The sequence below is a fragment of the Pedobacter sp. Leaf194 genome, from assembly GCF_001423945.1.
Classification (GTDB): domain Bacteria; phylum Bacteroidota; class Bacteroidia; order Sphingobacteriales; family Sphingobacteriaceae; genus Pedobacter.
Map to the genome: position 1 here is coordinate 716,150 of NZ_LMPU01000001.1, position 21,445 is coordinate 737,594.

The following is a 21,445-nucleotide window of genomic DNA, read 5'->3' on the forward strand; positions in this document are numbered from 1 at the left end:
GTTAAAAAGCTTCTGCTAAACTGATGTAAAAGCCGCTTTGCCGTTTTTCATTCGCAAGCTTTTCGCCTGCACCGTAATCAACACGCACGCTCAGGCCTTTAGCTGTATCGAAGAAATACCTTCCGCCGAAACCAAAATTGGGTTTTAAGCTTTTTAGGTTGGCATTGTCGTTATTAAAAACTTTACCTGCCCCGGCAAATGCAACGATTCCGAATCTGTTCATAAATCGATATCTTAATTCCAGCTGCGAGGCAATCAGGTTTTCATCGCGATAGCGCCCGCCATAATAGCCCCGCATAATCTGGTCGTTACCCATTTGCTGCAATAAATAGAAAGGCGTATTTGAGCCTTGTATGGTATAATAAATTCCCTGTACACCGAGTACAAGTTTTTTAGCGATTGGCCAAAAGTTTCGAATATCAACTTTAACCTGACTTCCGGTGAAACTTTCGGCATCAAAAAAGTGCGGTGCAAATTGATAGGTAACACGGCCAAAAAAACCTTTAGAAGGATAGTTATTTGAATTTCTGGTATCGTAACTCTGACTCACGCCCACATACACTACAGAGCCGCCATCTTTATCGAAAATATTTGGGTTGCTGGTAAAAATTCCACCCGGGGTTTGATCGGTAAATTTATAGTTTTCAAAACCTAATGAAACACCAGTGTAAGCGTTTTTAAGAAAACTCTGTTCCGCATCAAAAAGTGCCTTAACCTGGTTCATCACCAGCTTGTCCTCATCAGCTTTTTGGGCATTGTTTCCTATTCCATAGAAGTTAAATGGCATTTTTTTAAAACGAACATCCCCGATAAAATGATATTTGTTACCTGGCGACCAGGCATCACCTTTTAACGCAATGTTATATGTTTTTTTTGTTGAATATGTAGCATTTACTGAAAAGTTGGAGCTTCTGGTAATTGTGTCTTTCCTATCTGAATAATAGGAGTAGATCGCACCGACTCCAAATTCCAGTCCGGTTTCCTGTGAGTAGCCGAAAGAGGGGATAGGTAAAAAACTTGCTTTTCGTGTGGTGTCTTTTTCATTCGAAAGCATCTTTTTGATCAGCTTCATTTGAGCAAAACCTGAAAACGAAATTGCAAATAGAGAAAGTATTAGTCCCAGTTTTTTCATGGCGCAAAGAAAAGAAAATTACACCAAACCTTGGCTGTGTAAATTATGTGATTTTGAAATGTAAACCGATAAGTGTAAACTGTTTATTGCTATTTGGAGATTGTTTGCCTATTTTTGCGCCAAATAAGACAAAACAAGATGAGCAATACAAGAGGACCAATTTCTCAGTTTATGGAGCGTAATTACCTCCATTTTAATGCTGCGGCAATGATGGATGCAGCTAAAGGCTATGAAACACATTTGGATGAAGGCGGGAAAATGATGATTACTTTGGCTGGGGCAATGAGTACGGCCGAATTGGGTATTTCGCTTGCAGAAATGATTCGTCAGGATAAGGTAGCCATAATTTCATGTACCGGCGCCAACCTTGAAGAAGATATAATGAACCTGGTTGCACATTCACATTATAAACGTGTGCCAAATTACAGAGATTTAAGTCCGCAGGATGAGTGGGATTTATTAGAAAACCATTACAACCGCGTTACCGATACTTGTATTCCTGAAGAGGAAGCTTTCCGTCGTTTGCAAAAACACATCCATAAAATATGGAAAGATGCTGATGAGGCTGGTGAAAGATATTTTCCACATGAATTTATGTACAAAATGCTTTTAAGCGGCGATTTAGAGCAGTACTATGAAATCGATCCCAAAAATTCATGGATGCTGGCTGCGGCAGAAAAGAATTTACCAATTGTTGTTCCGGGATGGGAAGATTCAACAATGGGAAACATTTTTGCTTCTTATGTTATGAAAAAGGAATTGCAAGCAACTACAATGAAAAGTGGTATCGAATATATGGGTTGGCTGGCCGATTGGTATATTGCAAACAGCGATGGTAAAGGAATAGGTTTCTTTCAAATTGGTGGTGGTATAGCCGGCGATTTTCCAATTTGCGTGGTTCCAATGCTTTATCAGGATATGGAAATGGAAAACATACCGTTCTGGAGTTATTTCTGCCAGATTTCAGATTCCACTACCTCTTACGGCTCATATTCAGGAGCAGTTCCAAACGAAAAAATTACCTGGGGCAAATTAGACATCCATACGCCTAAATTTATTGTAGAAAGTGATGCAACTATTGTAGCGCCTTTAATGTTTGCCTGGATATTAAAACAATAATTAGAAATTTTTATAAAACCAAACAGTTCTTTTAATGCCCATTGGAGAAAAACTTCGAAAATGGGCTTTTTTATTAGCTGATTGGCTTGAAATCGCATTTGTTTAGAATGATTATAAATTGTATTTCAAGTCAGTATTATGTCATGGGATTTATTAATAAGTTATACTTTTGTTCAAGTTTTGGTGGGAGTATTTCATCTCAGGCATCAATTTCACAACTAAAAGTAAATTAAATAAGTATAAAGTGTTCATTATGAGAGATATCTCGATGATTTTAAAAAGCGTTTGGAAATCGTTATTCGTGTTTTCAGCTATTTCCGTTATAGCGGTTTCTACCGTTAGTGCGCAAGATGCTGCAGAAGGAAGAACGCTTTTCAAGGCAAAATGTACCGCATGTCACGCGTTAGATGCTAAAATGGTTGGCCCTGCCTTAACTGGCGTAAGCGATCGTCACCCGGAATCGTTCCTTTTAAAATGGATTCCAAATTCGCAGGCTTTAATTGCTTCGGGAGACCCTGCTGCGGTAAAGCTTTTCAATGAGAATGGTAAAATTGCGATGACTTCTTTTCCTGAATTGGATGAAGCGAAAGTAAAAAGCATTTTAGCATACATCAAAGAAGGTGAGCCGAAACCAAAAGGTGATGCAACTGTTGCATCATCCGAAGCTGCTAAAAGTGAAGGAACTTCAGGTTTATCAATTGCAGGTATTGTTGCAATTGTAGCTATTGCTATCGTAGTATTAGTAATATTAGGTCGTGCTTCTAAGTTGTTAGAACGCTTAATTTTACAAAAGCAAGGTATCGAGATTGAAGAAGATGTGCCTTTAAAGGTTGGTGTTCGCAAAATGTTCAAGAACAAAAAATTTGTGATGTTCTTTATTTTGTGTTTAATCATCGCTTTAGGTTCATGGGGCTGGATGGGCATGTGGAACACTGGTGTTCATACAGGTTACCAACCAGTGCAGCCAATTAAATTCTCTCACGAGTTGCACGCTGGTATCAATCAAATCGATTGTCAGTATTGCCACAACGGTGCGTTTAAATCTAAAAATGCTACAATTCCTTCGTTAAATGTTTGTATGAACTGCCATAAAGCGGTACAGGCAAGAGACAATTATGAAGGTGAAATTTCTCCTGAAATCAAGAAGATTTACAATGCTTTAGGTTACGACCCTGAAACGCAGAAATACGATAAGAGTAAAGAAAAACCAATGGAGTGGGTTCGTGTTCACAACCTTCCGGATTTTGCTTACTTCAATCACTCTCAACACGTAGTTGTTGCAGAAGATGCAATTCGTAAAGCGAAAGGTTTACAGCCTACAGAGCCAGTATGTTTTGCATGTCATGGTCCGGTTAACACCATGGAAGAAATTTATCAATATTCTCCACTTACCATGAAATGGTGTATCAACTGCCATAAAGAAACAGATATTTCAGGGCAGAAAAACAATGCTTTCTACGCTAAGGTAATCGAAGCGCACGAAAAAATTAAAAAGGGAGAAAAAATCACACCGGCTTTATTGGGTGGTTTAGAGTGTGGTAAATGCCACTATTAATAGTAAGAGTTTTAGTAAGAACGTTCGATAAACAGTAATATAGCTTAAATGGAAAGCAATAAAAAATACTGGAAAGGCTTAGAGGAGTATAACAATACACCCGATTTTGTTAAAAATAACAAAAACGAATTCGCCGAGCCACTTCCAATAGAAGATGTTTTAAATGAAGCAGGGTTAAGCACTGTTACCCCACGCCGCGACTTTTTAAAAGCGTTAGGTTTTGGTTTAGGTGCAGTAACTTTAGCAGCATGTCAAAGTGCGCCTGTTCATAAATCTATTCCTTACCTGGTAAAACCTGAAGAGGTTACACCTGGTATTCCTAACTATTATACTTCGAGCTTTAACGGCCAGAGTATTCTAGTTAAAACAAGAGAAGGTCGTCCTATCAAAATTGAGACAAATCCTAATGCAGGTGAATTCAATTGGGGTACAGACGCAAGAGCGCAGGCTTCAGTGTTAGATTTATACGATGTATCTAAATTAAAAGCACCTGTTCTTAAAAATCAAGAAACTACCTGGGCAAAAATAGACAGCTTTGTTAAAGGAGAGTTGGCTAAAGCACAGGCTGGTGGAAAGAAAATTCGTGTTGTTGCTTCAACAGTAAACAGTCCATCCACCAACGCTGTAATTGCGCAGTTTATAACAAAATATCCTGCAGCAAAATTAATTCAGTATGATGCTGTTTCTTACACAGGTATTATTCAAGCCAATCAGAATAGTTTTGGTAAAGCGGTTTTGCCTAAATATAATTTCGATAAAGCAGATTTAATTGTGAGTTTTGGTGCCGATTTCTTAGGTACCTGGATTAGCGGGGAAACATTCACCGCTCAATACACTGCAAATCGTAACTATAAATCGTTAGAAAATAAGAAAATGAGTCGCCACATTCAGTTTGAAAGTGGCATGAGCTTAACAGGTACTAATGCAGATACCCGTGTTCCGGTTAAATTGTCGGAAGAAGGTCCTGCTTTAATTGCTTTATATAATGCAATAACCGGTCAATCTCTACCGGGCGGAACTTTGCCTAACAACAGCACAGCTGATAAAGTAATTAAATTAGCCGCTAAAGAACTGGTGCAGGCAAAAGGCAAATCGCTCGTTGTTTGTGGTTCTAATGATGTTTCTACTCAAATTTTGGTAAATGCCATAAACGCTGCTCTTGGTAGCTATGGTACAACTATCGATTTAGATAATCCTTGCTATTTATACGCTGGAAACGATGCTGAGTTTAGTGGCTTCGTAGCTGAAATGGGTCGTGGAGAAGTTGGTGCTGTTCTATTCTTAAACAGCAATCCGGTTTACGATTTCATGAATTCGAAAGCGTTTACTGATGCATTGGCAAAAGTTCCTGCAAAAATTTCATTTGCAGATAGAGCAGATGAAACGGCTTCACTTTGTGATGCAATTGCAATTAACCATAACTATTTAGAATCATGGGGTGATGCAAACGCTTACGAAGGATATTACTCAATCGTACAGCCAACCATTAATCCGGTTTTCAACAGCCGTCAGGCAGAAGAAAGTTTATTAACCTGGGCAGATGCTCCTGTTAAAGACTATTACCAATTTGTTCGCAACAATTGGGAAACTAAAATGTTGCCTGCACTTGGCTTAAAATGGAATGATGTTTTAGAAAAAGGTGTTGTAACAGTTACTGCTAAGCCAGCTGCAGCATATTCATTCTCTTTGTCTTTAGCAGCAGTCGCTTCATCAGTTTTAAACAGCAGTAAATCGCTGGCAAAAGGTGGCGACCAGGTAGAACTTCAGGTGTACGAAAACATACCGATGCGTGATGGTAAAAATGCAAATAATGCATTCTTACAGGAATTGCCTGATCCGGTGTCGAAAGTTACCTGGGATAACTATGTTGCTTTAGCCCCGAAATTTGCTGAAAAATTAAAAGTTAAAGAATTTGATGTTGTAACTGTAAAAGGCGGCAATGGATATTCGATAGACTTACCAGTACTTATCCAACCAGGACAAGCGCAAGGTACAGCTTCAATCGCTTTGGGTTACGGTCGTGAGAAAGTTGGTAAAGCGGGTAATGGTGTAGGTAAAAATGCTTTCCCTTTCATTTCTTTTGTAAATGGAACAATGCAATACGCCAGCAACGTTACAATTACCCCTACAGGTGGTTATTACGAACTGGCACAAACACAAACTCACCATTCATTTGAAGGACGTAATGTAATCCGCGAGGCTACATTTAAAGAATATTTAAAAAACCCTGCAGCGGGTACAGGTAAAAGCGAAGAGGGCCATAAAAATTATGACCTTTGGGATAAATGGGAGCAGCCGGGCAATAGCTGGGTTATGGCCATAGACTTAAACGCTTGTACGGGTTGCGGTTCGTGTGTTGTTGCCTGTAACGTAGAAAACAACATTCCTGTTGTAGGTCGTGATGAGGTTCGCCGTCGTCGTGAAATGCACTGGATTCGTATCGACCGTTATTATAGCTACGAAACACCAACAGGTGATGTAACAAGAGAAAAAGAAATTGCTAAGTTGGAAGATTTAGATCATGTTTCTGTTGTTCACCAGCCAATGTTATGTCAGCACTGCGACCACGCACCATGCGAAACAGTTTGTCCGGTATTGGCAACAGTACACTCATCTGATGGTTTAAACCACATGGCTTATAACCGTTGTGTAGGTACCCGTTACTGTGCAAATAACTGCCCATATAAAGTTCGTCGCTTCAACTGGTTTAATTACTGGAACGATTCTCGTTTCGATAACTATTTAAATAACGAGTTTACTCAATTGGTTTTAAATCCTGACGTAACTACACGTTCACGTGGTGTTATGGAGAAATGCTCTATGTGTATCCAACGTATACAAGGCGGTAAATTGAAAGCTAAAATTGAGAAACGTCCGTTAAAAGACGGAGATATTAAAATGGCTTGTCAGGAAGCTTGTGCAGCAAATGCAATCATCTTTGGTGATGCAAATGATCCTAATTCTGAGGTTTCAAAAGCTTTACGTTCTGAGCGTATATACTACGTATTAGAGGAAATTAACGTGAAACCGGGTATCGGATATATGACAAAAATTAGAAATACAGATACAACAGTACAAGCGTAAGCTTTAGTATAAAGAAAATACAAATTATGTCAGGACATAACGAATCAATACTTAGAGAACCATTAATTACCGGCGATAACATCACGTATGCAAAAATTACGGATGATATTTTAGGCCCGGTAGAAAATAAGCCAAATAAAGCCTGGTGGATTGGTTTCATCTTTGCCTCTTTAGGTGCCTTACTTTGGGTTGTAGCAGTAAGCTATACCTTCTGGAACGGTATCGGATCTTGGGGTTTAAATAAAACAGTTGGATGGGCATGGGATATCACCGGTTTCGTATGGTGGGTTGGTATTGGTCACGCAGGTACACTTATTTCTGCGGTACTTTTACTCTTCCGTCAAAACTGGCGTAACTCAATTAACCGTTCGGCAGAGGCAATGACAATCTTTGCGGTTATCTGTGCAGCAACATATGTTGTATCGCACATGGGCCGCCCATGGTTAGCATACTGGGTTTTACCTTTACCAAATCAGTTTGGTTCACTTTGGGTAAACTTTAACTCACCATTGGTTTGGGATATGTTTGCAATCTCAACTTACTTCTCAGTATCATTATTATTCTGGTACACAGGTTTATTGCCAGATATTGCAACCATTCGCGACCGTGCAGTTGGAACACGCAGAAAAATCTATTCTATCTTCTCTTTCGGATGGAGTGGAAGTGTTAAAACCTGGCAGCGTTTCGAAGCCGTATCATTAATCTTAGCAGGTATTTCTACGCCACTGGTACTTTCGGTACACACAATTGTATCGATGGACTTTGCGACTTCAGTAATTCCGGGATGGCACACAACTATTTTCCCTCCTTACTTCGTTGCCGGTGCTATTTTCTCAGGCTTCGCGATGGTATTAACTTTATTATTGGTTGCGCGTAAGGTTTTAGGTTTGGAAAACTACATCACCATGTTCCACATCGAATCGATGAATAAAATCATCATCCTAACTGGGTCAATTGTTGGTGTAGCTTATTTAACAGAGTTCTTCATTGCATGGTATTCAGGATCGGAATATGAGCAATATGCCTTCATCAACAGATCAACTGGTCCTTACTGGTGGTCTTACTGGATGATGATGACCTGTAATGTTATCTCACCACAGCTATTGTGGTTCAAAAAGATTCGTTTAAGCATTAAAGCGACCTGGATTTTATCAATTGTTGTAAACGTAGGTATGTGGTTTGAACGTTTCGTAATTATTGTTACTTCATTACACCGCGATTATATTCCATCAAGTTGGGCAATGTTTTATCCTACCTGGGTTGATGTAAGTGTATTCGTAGGTTCAATCGGATTGTTCTTTACTTTATTCTTATTATTCTTAAGAGTATTGCCATCCATCGCGATAGCAGAGGTTAAATTATTGTTAAAATCTGCGAGTGAGCAAGCGAAGCTAAAACAGATTAAAGAAGGACATGAGAATAAAGAGTATGTAGCTGAATACATAGAATCTTTAGAGAAATTTGATAGTGTTAAACAAGAAGAATACGCAAAAATATAACAATGAGTGATATCAAATATATTTTAGGCAGCTTTGGTGACCCTGATGAAATGATGCATGGCATCGAAAAACTTCAGGAAAATAACATCAGTATTTTTGATGTATATACGCCGATGCCTATACACGGGATAGAAGCCAAATTAGGCATTAAAAGATCAAGAATAGACATCGCAGCATTTTGCTTCGGTATTACAGGTACCTGCGCAGCTTTCGCTTTGATTTATTTTTGCGCAGTTATTGATTGGCGGGTAAACATCGGTGGTAAACCATCATTTGCATTGCCGGATTTTATTCCGATAATGTTCGAATTAACAGTTCTTTTCTGTGCTTTCGGTATGGTTTTAACCTATTATGCTTCAACGCATTTATTTCCGGGAAGAGCACCACGCGTAATGGATCTTCGTGCTACAGATGATCGTTTTGTTATCGCGGTAGATGCGCACGAAAATGCAGCACACACCGTAATTGATGGATTATTAAAAGATGCCGGTGCTTTAGAAGTAAAGTATAATGAAAGGAAGTACATTAGCTATGAATAAGAATAAGATTGTTTATGCCGCGTTTTTAGCTATCGCTTTTGCAGCTACTTTTTCGGCTTGTAGAGATAAACGCAGTACAGGACTAGAGTATGCAAGGAACATGTATGATCCGATTGCTTACAACCCTGACCAGCCAAATAAAAACTTTAAGGATGGTAAAACTGCACAGTTACCTCCAGCAAATACAAAACCAGTAGGTTTTGAAGAATATGATGACTATCCTAATACTTTAGAAGGATATAATGAAGCCGGTGCAAAAATGGTAAATCCATTACCTGCTGACAGCGTTAACCTAGAACAGGGAAAACATTCATTTGTTGTGTTCTGTGCACCATGTCATGGTGAAAAAGGAGATGGTCAAGGTCACTTGGTTAAAATTGAAAAGTTTACAGGTGTTCCATCATACTCAAGCGGCGCTTCATCCAGAGGTGGTAATATGGCAGATTTGACTCCTGGAAAAATCTATCATACCATTACGTATGGTGTAAATAACATGGGCTCGCATGCTTCGCAAATTTTACCAATCGATCGTTGGAAAATTGTGATGTATGTTCAACAATTACAAAAAGGACAATAAGTAAAGCAGAATATAAATGGGAACTCACAATATTAATTTTAGTGAACAATTTGAGTTTACAGGAAAAGTAAAAACTTTAAGCATAGTTGGTATCGTAATAGGTATTGCAGCAATTGTTTACGGTTTTTTAAGTGGCCACCAAGAGCGCACTTTTGCCAACCTGTTGCTTATGGGATATTACTTTGCATGCGTATGTATGTCGGGAATGTTTTTCTTAGCTGTTCAATTTGTGGCACAGGCAGGCTGGTCTGCATCAATTTTACGCGTACCGCAGGCAATGGCCAAAACGTTGCCAATTGCTGCTGTAATACTTATCGCAATTGTTTCTGCTGGTTTGTTTATGGAACATACCATTATCGAACACGGGCAGAGCGTTAGCGTTCCGTATCTTTATAAACACTGGGCAACTCATGGTTTAGCGGAACAAGGGTCTGAACATTACGATGCAATCATCGCAGGGAAATCTGTCTTCTTAAACAAGCCTTTCTTTTTAGGCCGTCAGTTATTGTTCTTAGGTGTTTACAGTATCTTCGCAATGATGTTTGTTAAGTTTTCATACAATGAAGATTTGGCTGGTGGTTTAAATTCATACAGAAAAAGCTTCAAGAATGCTTGTATCTTCCTTGTAATTTACGGTTTCACTACACCGATTTTCGCCTTCGATACAATCATGTCATTAGAAGCGCACTGGTTTTCGACAATGTTTGGCTGGTATAACTTTGCAGCAATGTGGGTTAGTAGTTTAGCAACAATTGCAATCATCATTATCTTATTAAGAAGAGCTGGTTACATGCAATGGGTTAACAATAGTCACTTACATAACTTAGGTCAGTTTATTTTTGGTTTCTCTATCTTCTGGACTTACGTATGGTTTGCACAGTTCTTACTGATTTACTATGCTAACATGCCTGAGGAAACCGTTTATTTCTACAAACGCTTCGAATACTATAAGTTTTGGTTCTTCCTTAACTTAGCAATGAACTTCCTTGCGCCAGTATTATTGTTAATGGATAGAGATAACAAGAGAACAGATGTTAGGTTATTGTTTGTTTCTGTTGTTGTATTGTTAGGTCACTGGGTAGATTATTATCAAATGATTATGCCAGGAGCGGTAGAAGAAGGCACCAATGGGTTTAGCTTTATCGAAATAGGAATTGCAGCGGGTTTTGTAGGATTGTTTACCTTTACCGTTTTAGGTGCTTTAAGTAAAAAGCCTTTAATAGCGAAAAATCACCCTTTATTACAAGAAAGTTTGCATCATCAACTTTAATTGATGTTTTTATAAAGGCAAATATTTAATTATTATTATAGAAGTACAGCGTACTACTTTTAAGAAAATGAGTTTAAGAAAGTTTATCACGAATAAAACGACCGCAGCTTTAGCAGTAATACTTACTGTTTTTGCAAACACGAGCGTATTTGCACAAGATGCAGCTGCAGGTGCTGCCGCGGCAACGAAAGTTGATATGGGCGAGGTTTATAAATCAGTAATATTTTATATTCTGGTATTTCTCGCAATATGTTTATTCATTGCTATTGTGGGTAAAGCCATAAGGGTATATGAGTTAAGCCGCGAAGCACAAGGTAAACCAGTTGGCATTAACTGGAACAGGGTACATGCAAGTCTATTTGCTTTGTTCCTGGTTTTAGGTTTATATGGTGTTTATTGGGAATACACGGTTCACGGTGCAATGTTACTGCCTGATGCAGCCTCGGTGCATGGAAAGCGTATCGATGAGATGTTCAACCTTACGTTAATCATTACCACTATCGTTTTCGTTGTAACACACATCTTATTGTTCGGTTTTTCTTACATCTACAGATATTCGGCAAAAAGAAAAGCTTACTATTATCCTCATAACAATTTAATAGAAAAGATCTGGACTATTTTACCAGCCTTGGTTCTTACAGTTTTGGTATTAATGGGATTCTTAACCTGGAGATCAATATTCTTCAAAGTCGATGATCCTAAAAATATGCCAATTCAAATCGAGGTAACTTCAGAGCAGTTCAAATGGTCTATACGTTATCCTGGAGCCGATGGTGTTGTAGGTCATAAAAACTACAAGTTAACAACTGCTTCAAATACCTTGGGTATCGACTTTAAAGATTTGAAATCTCGTGATGATCAAATGGCGGATGAAATGGTTATCCCTGTTGGAAAGCCGGTTAAATTGATACTAACAAGTAAAGATGTAATCCACAGTTTTTACATGCCACACTTTAGAGTACAATTGAATACTGTACCTGGTATGCAAACCATATTTGAGTTTACACCAACCATTACAACTGCAGAGATGCAGCAAAAAACCAACGATCCTAATTTTAAGTATCTTTTTTACTGTGCTAAAATCTGTGGTTCTGGTCACTACAACATGCAAAAAGTAGTTCGGGTTGTTTCGATGGAAGAATACAAAACCTGGTTAGCCGAACAAAAAACCTACTTAAACGACGATTTAAGAAAACAATTTAATTTGCCAGTGGCACCTGCGCCTGCACAATCAGGAACAGACTCAGCAGCTACAGATTCTGCAGCTGTAAAAACAAACCAAATGGCTTTAAATAAATAATATACCGAAGAGCGAAAAGAATTATGTCAACAATAGCATTACACGACGAACACAATCACGATCACGCTGATCACGGGCACCATAAGGAGACTTTGATTTCAAAGTACATCTTCAGCATGGACCACAAAATGATTGCGAAGCAATTTTTGATAACCGGTATCATTATGGCGGTTATTGCAATGGGTTTATCAATTTTATTCCGTATCCAGCTGGCATGGCCCGACAAAAATTTCCCTTTCTTAGAAACCTTTTTAGGAAAATGGGCTGAAGGTGGTCGTATTAAATCTGACTTTTACCTTGCATTGGTTACTATTCACGGTACCATCATGGTATTTTTCGTATTGACAGCAGGGCTGAGTGGTACCTTTAGTAATCTTCTGATTCCTTTGCAGATCGGAGCTCGAGATATGGCATCGCCATTTCTAAATATGCTTTCTTACTGGTTCTTCTTTACCGCCTGTGTGGTAATGATGGCCTCATTTTTCATCCAAACAGGTCCTGCATCTGGTGGTTGGACAGTTTATCCTCCGTTATCGGCATTGCCAACAGCAATTCCTGGTTCTGGTATGGGTATGACCCTTTGGTTAATCAGTATGGTGCTTTTTGTTGCTTCATCATTAATGGGTGGTATTAACTATGTGAGTACTATTTTAAATATGCGTACAAAAGGTATGGACCTTTGGAAAATGCCTTTAACAATCTGGGCCTTCTTCTTAACCGCTATTTTAGGTATTTTATCGTTCCCGGTTTTGGTAGCTGGCGTGGTTCTATTAGTATTTGATAGAAGTTTCGGAACGAGTTTCTACTTGTCTGATATCGTAATGGGTACCAATATTTTACCTAATGAAGGTGGTTCGCCGATTCTTTGGCAACACTTATTCTGGTTCTTGGGTCACCCTGAGGTTTACATTGTAATTATGCCAGCGTTGGGTATTTCATCAGAAGTAATATCTGTAAATTCCCGCAAACCAATTTTTGGTTACCACGCCATGGTTTACTCTTTAATTGGTATTACAGTACTTTCGTTCATCGTGTGGGGTCACCATATGTTTGTAACGGGTATGAATCCTTTATTAGGTGGTGTATTTATGATTACGACGTTGATTATCGCAGTTCCGTCGGCAGTGAAAACATTTAACTATCTGGCAACGCTTTGGAGAGGTAACATTCGTTTCACCCCTGCTATGTTGTTCGCTATTGGTTTAGTTTCATTCTTCATTTCTGGTGGTTTAACCGGTATATTTTTAGGAAACGCATCATTAGATATTAACTTACACGATACATATTTCGTTGTTGCTCACTTTCACCTGGTAATGGGCTCTGCAGCGATTTTCGGAATGCTTGCCGGTGTTTATCACTGGTATCCTAAAATGTTCGGACGCATGATGAACGCTAAATTAGGTTATCTACATTTTTGGCTAACATTTATTGCCGCTTACCTGGTTTTCTTCCCATTACACTTTTTAGGTTTGGATGGCGTTCCGCGTCGTTACTATGCTTTTACTGAATTCGAATTCATGAAAAAGTGGTTAACTGTAAACGTGTTTGTAACCTGGGCTGCCATCATGGCTGCTTTAGCGCAGGTAGCATTCTTGTTCAACTTCTTTTATTCTATCTACAAAGGGAAAAAGGCACCGCAAAACCCATGGGAATCGAATACCCTGGAATGGACTGCACCTGTTGAGCACTTACATGGAAACTGGCCGGGCGAAATTCCTACAGTATACAGATGGCCATATGACTATAGCAAACCAGGTCATGATGCCGACTTTATTCCACAAACTGTTCCTTTCTCTCAAACAATGAGTTCTAACTTGCCTCATGATTTTGAAGGAAATGCTGAAGCGGAAAAAATTCAACAAGATTGGGAAATCGCCAATCCTGTGACAGAAAATAAGGGCTAGTTACATAGCTTTAACAAATTTTAAAGGGGTATCTGATTAAGTTTCTGCTTATCCGGATACCCTTTTCATCTTAATAGATATATGATCAGCAGATCAGAGAAACGTTTTATCAGCATTAACCTTATAACCATAATAGTTACGCTATTAGTTATACTTGCAGGCGGTATTGTTCGCAGTACAGGCTCCGGGATGGGTTGTCCTGATTGGCCAAAATGTTTCGACAGGTACATACCGCCGACTCATGTATCTCAGCTGCCTCCAGGCTACCAGCAAAAATATGTTGCCAGCAGGCTTAAGAAAAATGAGAAATTTGCCCAATACCTCGAAAGTATGGGAAAAAAGGCTTTGGCAGATAGTATCAGAAACGATAAAAGCATTACCGTTCCTGAGGAGTTTAACCCTGCAAAAACCTGGACTGAATATTTGAATAGGTTAGCGGGCGTTTTAGCAGGAATATTTTTACTGTTAACCGCAGTTTCCTCTTTCACTTATCGGAAAACAGCCAAAAGAATAATTATTTTAAGTATTTTAAATATACTCGTTGTTGGTTATCAGGCATGGTTAGGTTCTATTGTTGTATCAACAAATTTAGCGCAGTGGGTAGTAACCGTACATATGCTCCTTGCGCTTGTTATATTGGTGATCTCAATTTACACCTATAACTATGCTAAACAGCTGCATAAGGAACCTTCGGTAATTATGTACCGGATTTTATGGCTGAAAGGATTTTTATTTTTTACGCTTATCGTTAGCATTGCACAAATTGTGTTGGGTACGGAGGTAAGGGAAGCCATTGATGTGATTGCCAAGTCCCTGTCTTTTGGAAACAGGGCAACTTGGGTATCAAGAATCGGCGAGGTTTTTAGTTACCACAGAGATATGGCCATTTTGGTAATCATTTGTAACGGTATTATTTATAAAATGGTTATCGATAGATTTAGCGGTAAGGCTGCCCCATTATTAACCGCAAGATTTATTTTGCTAACGTTATTTATACAACTCATTAGTGGCTTTGCATTGGCTTATCTTTCCTTGCCACCGGTTGCACAGGCATTGCATATTTTATTTTCGACAATGCTATTTAGTTTACAGTTTTACTTGTACTTGCTCGTTTACAGAACAAGAACATACAGACAATAATAATAAGAGAATTGAAACACTTTTTTTCAGATTTTTCTAAACTGGTTAAGTTCAGGCTGTCTTTTACGGTCGTGTTTTCTGCATCAATTTCATTTTTGATTGGTCAGAAGATGCAGGTTGGCAGAGGGCACATACCTTCAATAGATTGGGGAAATTGGCTTATTTTGATAGCGGGTGGCTTTTTGGTTACGGCTGCAGCGAACTGCTTTAATGAAATTATAGAAGTCGATTTGGATAAATTGATGACCAGAACTAAAGACCGGCCGATGCCAGCTGGCAGGATGACAACAGGGCAAGGATTGGTTCTTGGCGTGTTTATGGCTTTTCTTGGAACGTGGCTTTTAGGACAGTTAAATCTTGAGACAGGATTGCTTTCGGTTTTCTCTATTTTGCTATATGCATTTGCATATACGCCATTAAAAAGAAAATCACCGATTGCTGTTTTTGTTGGCGCAATACCTGGCGCTTTACCACCGCTAATCGGTTATTTGGCTGCATTTGGCAGTTTAAAGTCGGATTTGTTTTTAGATATTGATTACAAAATTGCAGTAATATTGTTCCTGATACAATTTGTTTGGCAATTTCCACATTTCTGGGCCATAGCCTGGGTATTGGACGATGATTATAAAAAGGCAGGTTTCAGGCTATTGCCAACAAAAAAGAAAGATAAAACTTCAGCGTTGTTCACTTTTGTTGCAACCCTGATTTTGATACCCGTTAGTTTGCTTCCAACATTTTACGGTTTTGGAGGTTATTACATAGGCGCCTTATCCATTATTGCAGGTGTAATATTTAGCTGGTTAGCTTTTAAATTATTGAAAAACCGCGAACTCATCGATGCGAAAAAGGTGATGTTCTGCTCTTTTTTTTACATACCAGCAGTACAGTTGGTATTAATGTTTGATTTTATAGCAAAATAATTATTTATGGTTTTAACAATGGAAAATACACAAGATATATTCGACCCAAAGCCTAAAAAGTTTATAGTATGGCTTTTTGTTGTATCATCTACCATTATGTTTGGCGGTTTTACCAGTTACTATCTGGTTTTTGCGGCATCGAAAGGTAAGGGGCATGGGTTGGTTTTACCCGATGCTTTTATTTATAGCACATTATTAATAATTGCCAGTAGCGTAACATTAACACTGGCATCTAGGGCGCTAAGAAAACTAAATTTTAGTTTGCAACGTAAAATGCTTTGGGCAACCATCATTTTGGCATTCGGGTTTGGTTTTATGCAGTTTGTAGCTTGGGGCAGCATGGTTAAAACCGGTGCAACCCTGGTAGGTAACAATGCCGCAATTTCTTTTATATATGTGGTTCCGTTAATGCACTTATTCCACATTATTGCCGGGTTAGGCTTTATAACCAGCAGCTTAGTTGGTAGCTACAAAAAAATTACCATTGCAAAAAATAAGTTCCGTATGGAAATAACCTCTATTTTTTGGCATTTTATAGATATATTATGGATATATCTGTATGTTTTTTTACTTTTGAACCGTTAAATTTGTTAACAAACTATTATACTATTTCCAAATGAATTCAGTATCACAATTAGATCAAGTTAAAACCGGACCATGGAATGGTGGTCGTTCTCCCTGGTCGGTAGAATATGGTAAAATCATGATGTGGTTTTTCCTTTTATCAGATGCTTTCACATTTTCATCTTTGTTGATCTATTATGGCGCTCAGCGCTTTTCTAAATCAGCCTGGCCTGATCCGGATTTGGTTTTCCAATCAATTCCAGGATTAAAGGATAGTGGCGCTCCATTGGTTTTTGTGGGGATTATGACCTTTATCCTAATTTTGAGCTCTGTAACCATGGTTATGGCAGTAGAAGCTGGTCACCGCCGTGCAAAAAAAGAAGTTATTGGCTGGATGATAGCAACTATTATCGGTGGATTCATGTTTTTAGGCTGTCAGGCTTTAGAATGGAGTCACTTACACCACGAAGGTTTTTGGTGGGGTCAGATTCCAAGTACTGAAGAATTAAAACATCTGTTTGTTGGTGATGTTTCTTTAGTGGCGGCCCAGCAGTTTGCTAATTTGTTCTTTACAATCACTGGTTTTCATGGTTTCCACGTTTTTAGTGGTGTTATGATTAATATCATCATTTTAGTGATGACGATAAATGGTACATTTGAGAGAAGAGGTCATTACCTAATGGTTGAGAAAGTTGGTTTATACTGGCACTTCGTGGATTTGGTTTGGGTATTTGTATTTACCTTCTTCTATTTAGTTTAATTTAATCAATAAAAATATTTAACATGTCAGAACATTCACATACAGCCGAAGGTCACGAACACGATGACCATGCAGGAATGAATAAAGCTAAAATCTGGAAAGTTGCTGGAATTTTATCTTTAATCACCGGTATCGAATTCATCATAGCGTTATGGGCAATTCCCGGAGGTCATATTCCTCAGCATATAGGCAATTACATCTACATTGCATTAACATTGGTTAAAGCATTTTACATCGTTGCTTATTTTATGCACTTAAAGTTTGAAAAATTAGGTCTGCAATTGGCACTAACGGTATCGTTCATTTTCATCATCTACTTTATAGTATTAATGCTTATCGAAGGCGGATTTTTACATCTGCATATGGCAACGCATTCATGAGATCATTCTCGATAAAGAAATCTTTAATCCTGGTAAGCATATTGGCTATACCAGGATTTTTGTTTTTCTACTTATTGCCACACTTCGCCAAGAACCGGTATAAAAGTCTTCCAATTTTTGGCGAAAAGATTGTTGCCACAACTTTCCATTCAGTAAAAGGGAAAAAAATTCCAGATACCATTTACCACACCGTTCCGGATTTTAGTTTTGTTAATCAGGTTAATGAAACCCTGAACTGGTCTGCTTTGAAAGGCAAAATAGTGGTGATAAATCTATTTTATAAAGCCAGCCCTATCAAGGAAGTTAACATTAATGTTAAAAAGATTGCTGAAGGCTATGAAAAAAATCCGCTAATCAGATTTTTAAGCCTCTCGGTAGATCCTCAAGATTATCCTTACAATTTAAAAGCTCTAACAGATGCGCTCGGTGCGAAAGCGGGAAAGTGGGATTTTTTAAGTGGTGATACTTTACAGGTTTATCCTTTTATCAGAAAAGGGTTACTGCTTGATATCATCCATCACGAAGAGAACGGCAAAGCGAAATTTATTTATGGAAACCAAATCATTTTGCTTGATAATATGCATAGGATACGTGGCTATTACGAAGCAACAAACGCAGATGCATTAGCTAAGCTCGACGATGAAATTAAGGTTTTGGTTGCGGAGGATTTAAGAAACCTCAAAGACGGAAGGTAAGCTAGAAAACAAGTCAACTCTGAAAGGTATTTAGTGTAATGGAAAATAATTCAATAGAAAAAAAATATAACATTTGGATAATCGTTTTATCGATTGTTATACCGGTAGCAGTTGCTGTTTTATTTATGGTTAAGTTGAAAGATTTAGGTATAGATGTTAGTCCGCTGCCATTTTTACCCCCAATCTACGCAACGATCAATGGCATAACGGCCATACTTTTGGTTATTGCGGTTAGGGCCATAAAAAATGGGAAGGTACAATTGCACCAGAACTTAATGAAAGCTGCAATTGGTTGTTCATTACTATTTTTGGTCATGTATATCGCCTATCATATGACGACGCCCTCAACAAAGTTCGGCGGAGAAGGCACCATCAAATACGTCTATTTCTTTATTTTGCTTACACACATTCTACTTTCTATCATAATAATTCCATTGGTGCTGGTTACCTATGTTAGGGCACTGGCAGAAAAGTTTGATAAACATAGAAAGATTGCCAGAATCACATTTCCGCTTTGGCTTTATGTGGCAATAACCGGCGTAGTTGTTTATTTAATGATATCGCCTTATTACCAGTACTAACCCTACAAATTGAGGTTCACCAGAAAAGTTGAACCTTTTTTTATGACACAATTTTTAACGGTCTGCATTCGTTTATCTGTATATTTGTTATAATGAAAAACAAGGCATTTTTAATTTTAATTTTATTCCTTTTCGCTTTCACTATGCCACCAAAGGTGATGGCACAATGCGCCATGTGTACCATAAATGCAGAGCAGGGGGTAAAAAATGGAAACACTCAGGCGGCAGGTTTAAACACTGGTGTAATTTATCTTTTGGTCATTCCTTACATCCTGGCAACTGCTGTTGGCATTATCTGGTATAAAAAATATCGCAAAAAAAATGTGCACCTCGATATGAAATCAGATCGCATAAATTTGAACTAGCATGCCTGGAAAAACTTCCAAGTTTTATGCAATCTTACATGCTAAATGTCCGCATTGCCGTCGGGGAGATATTTTTACAGGAAGCATGTATGGGTGGAACATACAACACACAAAGGAGATTTGCAATTACTGCGGGCAGCGTGTTGAAATTGAACCTGGCTACTTTTACGCGGCTATGTACGTAAGTTATGCCATGAACGTGCTGGAAATGCTGTTGGCCACGTTCATCACCTTCCAAATTGTGGGGCCATTAGAAGACAACACTTTTTGGACCTACCTGATTGTAATTTTTGCCGGCTGTTTTTTGTTTTATCCTATTAATTATAGGTATTCGAGGCTAATATTGCTCCATGTGTTATCGCCCAATATCAAGTATAAATCGTATTACGATAAATAATCTGTTTAACTCAGGTAGCGCACACCAAATTACAAATTCCAAATATGCTGAAAAAAGACACCCTCGTTTTTATTAAAAACGTTGCTGAAAATAATAACAGAGAATGGTTTGCAGATAATAAACATAAATATGAAGAGGCCAGGGCGGATGTGCTCGAACTTGTAACCTTATTAATTCCCGAACTGGCAAAGATAGATCCATTAATATCTCCGGAGCTCGATCCGAAAAAATGCCTGATGCGAATTTACCGCGACGTTCGCTTCAGTAAAAATAAAGATCCTTATAAAAATAACTTTGGAATGTGGTTTTCTGCTAAAAGCAAAGGTGGCAATGAACCGGGTTATTATTTACACATCCAGCCAGGTAAAAGTTTTATTGCTGGTGGTTATTGGATGCCCGAACCCGCCCACGTTAAAGTCATCCGACAGGAAATAGATTACAATATTGGCGATTTTAAAGCGATTATTGATGACAGGGATTTTAAAAAAAGCTTTAAACTTGGAATGGCATCAGCGTTGAAAAATGCCCCAAAGGGATATGATCCGGCCGATCCGAATATAGAATATTTGAAATTGAAAAGCTTTGAAGCTTCGATGCAACTGGATGATGAAGAGTTTTTTAAGCCTACACTCGTTAATAAGTTGATAAGTTCTTTTAGAACTGTTAATCCATTAGTTGCATTTTTACGAAATGCTTTAGAAGCATAGTTAGCTCATAAAACTCAGTTTCAACATGAAAAATATTTTTTTTGCTTTTGCAATCTTGCTTTTTGCCACGTCGGTTACATCATGCGTTATTTTATCGCCCAAAAAATATAAAGCCCTTTTAGGAAGTAAAGATTCTTTATACACTGCCTTTAATGAAAGTCAGGTCAAAGTTGAAAATCTGGAAGACGAAGCCAAAAAACTAAGGAAAGATACGTCACTTTTGGGAGAAGATTTACGCGATTTACAGACCAGATTTAATGATGTGAACGCAAGTTTCAACAAACTGAAAAACAATAGTTCTACCGAAATATCCAAGTTGTCGGAGAATCTTGCCGCCAGAGAGAAACGTTTAAAAGAAGTGGAAGAAGTTCTGCGAAAACGCGACGAAGCCACAAACCAGCTAAAAGAAAAATTGCAGCAGGCATTGCTTGGTTTTACTAAAAGCGGTTTAACTGTAGAAATTAAAAACGGTAAGGTTTATGTGTCCCTTATGGATAAACTTTTGTTTCCATCTGGCAGTATAATAATTGATGAAAATGGTAAGAAAGCACTTGCTCAGCTAGCTAAAGTTTTAAAAGAACAGCCAGAGATTAATATTGCAGTTGAAGGACATACCGACAATCAGAAAGTTAACAATTTAGGTCAGATTAAAGATAATTGGGATTTGAGCGTGCTAAGATCTACTTCTGTTGTTAGGTATTTAACAGATATTGAAAAAGTAGAAAGCGTGAGAATGACTGCCACCGGTAAGGGTGAATTTCAGCCACTTGGCCCCAATACAGGTGCTGATGGACGGAGCATAAACCGAAGAATTGAAATTGTACTTTCGCCGAAGTTAGACGAGTTGTACAACCTCATAAAATAGGTAAGAACGTAATTACCTAAGCCCTGCGAACTTAAATTCGCAGGGCTTTTTTGTTTGTCTAACTTATTCGGGTTCTACCCTAATTTTTAATT

The 21,445-nt window shown here is 38.3% G+C and carries 21 protein-coding genes; 20 read left to right on the forward strand and 1 reads right to left on the reverse strand.

Annotated elements, in window-relative coordinates:
- Position 1 precedes the first annotated feature (1 nt).
- Positions 2-1,132 (reverse strand): hypothetical protein, encoded by a 1,131-nt coding sequence (locus ASG14_RS03310; RefSeq protein WP_056869616.1) that lies wholly within the window; start codon positions 1,130-1,132, stop codon positions 2-4.
- 138 nt (positions 1,133-1,270) lie between these two features.
- On the opposite strand from ASG14_RS03310, the gene ASG14_RS03315 reads away from it, so the two are divergent.
- From ASG14_RS03315 to ASG14_RS03410, 20 genes are all read left to right on the forward strand, one after another.
- Complete coding sequence (locus tag ASG14_RS03315) at positions 1,271-2,251, forward strand: deoxyhypusine synthase family protein (RefSeq protein ID WP_056869617.1); 981 nt, start codon at positions 1,271-1,273, stop codon at positions 2,249-2,251.
- A 253-nt stretch (positions 2,252-2,504) separates the two neighbouring features.
- The gene (locus ASG14_RS03320) at positions 2,505-3,806 is read left to right on the forward strand and encodes a c-type cytochrome (protein ID WP_056869618.1); all 1,302 of its coding nucleotides are present in this window, start codon (positions 2,505-2,507) and stop codon (positions 3,804-3,806) included.
- Between the two features lie 48 nt (positions 3,807-3,854).
- Positions 3,855-6,890, forward strand: coding sequence for a TAT-variant-translocated molybdopterin oxidoreductase (locus ASG14_RS03325; protein WP_056869619.1), 3,036 nt, complete (start codon positions 3,855-3,857; stop codon positions 6,888-6,890).
- A 26-nt stretch (positions 6,891-6,916) separates the two neighbouring features.
- A complete protein-coding gene (gene nrfD / locus ASG14_RS03330; RefSeq protein ID WP_056869620.1) occupies positions 6,917-8,389 on the forward strand; it encodes an NrfD/PsrC family molybdoenzyme membrane anchor subunit in 1,473 nt (490 codons plus the stop codon).
- Between the two features lie 2 nt (positions 8,390-8,391).
- The gene (locus ASG14_RS03335) at positions 8,392-8,928 is read left to right on the forward strand and encodes a DUF3341 domain-containing protein (RefSeq protein WP_056869621.1); all 537 of its coding nucleotides are present in this window, start codon (positions 8,392-8,394) and stop codon (positions 8,926-8,928) included.
- Complete coding sequence (locus tag ASG14_RS03340) at positions 8,900-9,505, forward strand: cytochrome c (RefSeq protein WP_056869622.1); 606 nt, start codon at positions 8,900-8,902, stop codon at positions 9,503-9,505. The genes ASG14_RS03335 and ASG14_RS03340 overlap by 29 nt, the downstream gene beginning before the upstream one ends.
- Positions 9,506-9,521: 16 nt before the next feature.
- On the forward strand, positions 9,522-10,775 hold the full coding sequence (locus ASG14_RS03345) for a hypothetical protein (RefSeq protein ID WP_056869623.1): 1,254 nt from the start codon (positions 9,522-9,524) through the stop codon (positions 10,773-10,775).
- A gap of 67 nt (positions 10,776-10,842) precedes the next feature.
- Positions 10,843-12,075 carry a cytochrome c oxidase subunit II transmembrane domain-containing protein gene (locus ASG14_RS03350; protein WP_056869624.1) on the forward strand — a complete coding sequence of 411 codons (1,233 nt, stop codon included), beginning with the start codon at positions 10,843-10,845 and terminating at the stop codon, positions 12,073-12,075.
- A gap of 23 nt (positions 12,076-12,098) precedes the next feature.
- A complete protein-coding gene (locus ASG14_RS03355; RefSeq protein ID WP_200940307.1) occupies positions 12,099-13,979 on the forward strand; it encodes a cbb3-type cytochrome c oxidase subunit I in 1,881 nt (626 codons plus the stop codon).
- Positions 13,980-14,060: 81 nt separating this feature from the next.
- Positions 14,061-15,119, forward strand: a complete 1,059-nt coding sequence (locus ASG14_RS03360) for a heme A synthase (protein ID WP_056869626.1) — start codon at positions 14,061-14,063, stop codon at positions 15,117-15,119.
- Positions 15,120-15,130: 11 nt separating this feature from the next.
- The gene (gene cyoE / locus ASG14_RS03365; RefSeq protein ID WP_056869627.1) at positions 15,131-16,039 is read left to right on the forward strand and encodes a heme o synthase; all 909 of its coding nucleotides are present in this window, start codon (positions 15,131-15,133) and stop codon (positions 16,037-16,039) included.
- An 18-nt stretch (positions 16,040-16,057) separates the two neighbouring features.
- Positions 16,058-16,624: a cytochrome c oxidase subunit 3 gene (locus ASG14_RS03370; RefSeq protein ID WP_082491398.1), complete on the forward strand. Its 567-nt coding sequence runs from the start codon at positions 16,058-16,060 to the stop codon at positions 16,622-16,624.
- A gap of 31 nt (positions 16,625-16,655) precedes the next feature.
- Positions 16,656-17,363, forward strand: coding sequence for a cytochrome c oxidase subunit 3 (locus ASG14_RS03375; protein ID WP_056869629.1), 708 nt, complete (start codon positions 16,656-16,658; stop codon positions 17,361-17,363).
- Between the two features lie 23 nt (positions 17,364-17,386).
- Positions 17,387-17,743, forward strand: coding sequence for a cytochrome C oxidase subunit IV family protein (locus ASG14_RS03380; protein WP_056869630.1), 357 nt, complete (start codon positions 17,387-17,389; stop codon positions 17,741-17,743).
- Positions 17,740-18,438, forward strand: a complete 699-nt coding sequence (locus tag ASG14_RS03385) for an SCO family protein (RefSeq protein ID WP_056869631.1) — start codon at positions 17,740-17,742, stop codon at positions 18,436-18,438. The genes ASG14_RS03380 and ASG14_RS03385 overlap by 4 nt, the downstream gene beginning before the upstream one ends.
- Positions 18,439-18,476: 38 nt before the next feature.
- Positions 18,477-19,019, forward strand: coding sequence for a DUF420 domain-containing protein (locus ASG14_RS03390; protein ID WP_056869632.1), 543 nt, complete (start codon positions 18,477-18,479; stop codon positions 19,017-19,019).
- A 92-nt stretch (positions 19,020-19,111) separates the two neighbouring features.
- On the forward strand, positions 19,112-19,384 hold the full coding sequence (locus tag ASG14_RS03395) for a hypothetical protein (protein WP_056869633.1): 273 nt from the start codon (positions 19,112-19,114) through the stop codon (positions 19,382-19,384).
- Position 19,385: 1 nt separating this feature from the next.
- Positions 19,386-19,781, forward strand: coding sequence for a hypothetical protein (locus ASG14_RS03400; RefSeq protein ID WP_056869634.1), 396 nt, complete (start codon positions 19,386-19,388; stop codon positions 19,779-19,781).
- 44 nt (positions 19,782-19,825) lie between these two features.
- Positions 19,826-20,488, forward strand: coding sequence for a DUF2461 domain-containing protein (locus ASG14_RS03405; protein ID WP_056869635.1), 663 nt, complete (start codon positions 19,826-19,828; stop codon positions 20,486-20,488).
- 25 nt (positions 20,489-20,513) lie between these two features.
- On the forward strand, positions 20,514-21,353 hold the full coding sequence (locus tag ASG14_RS03410) for an OmpA family protein (protein WP_056869636.1): 840 nt from the start codon (positions 20,514-20,516) through the stop codon (positions 21,351-21,353).
- Positions 21,354-21,445: the final 92 nt, after the last annotated feature.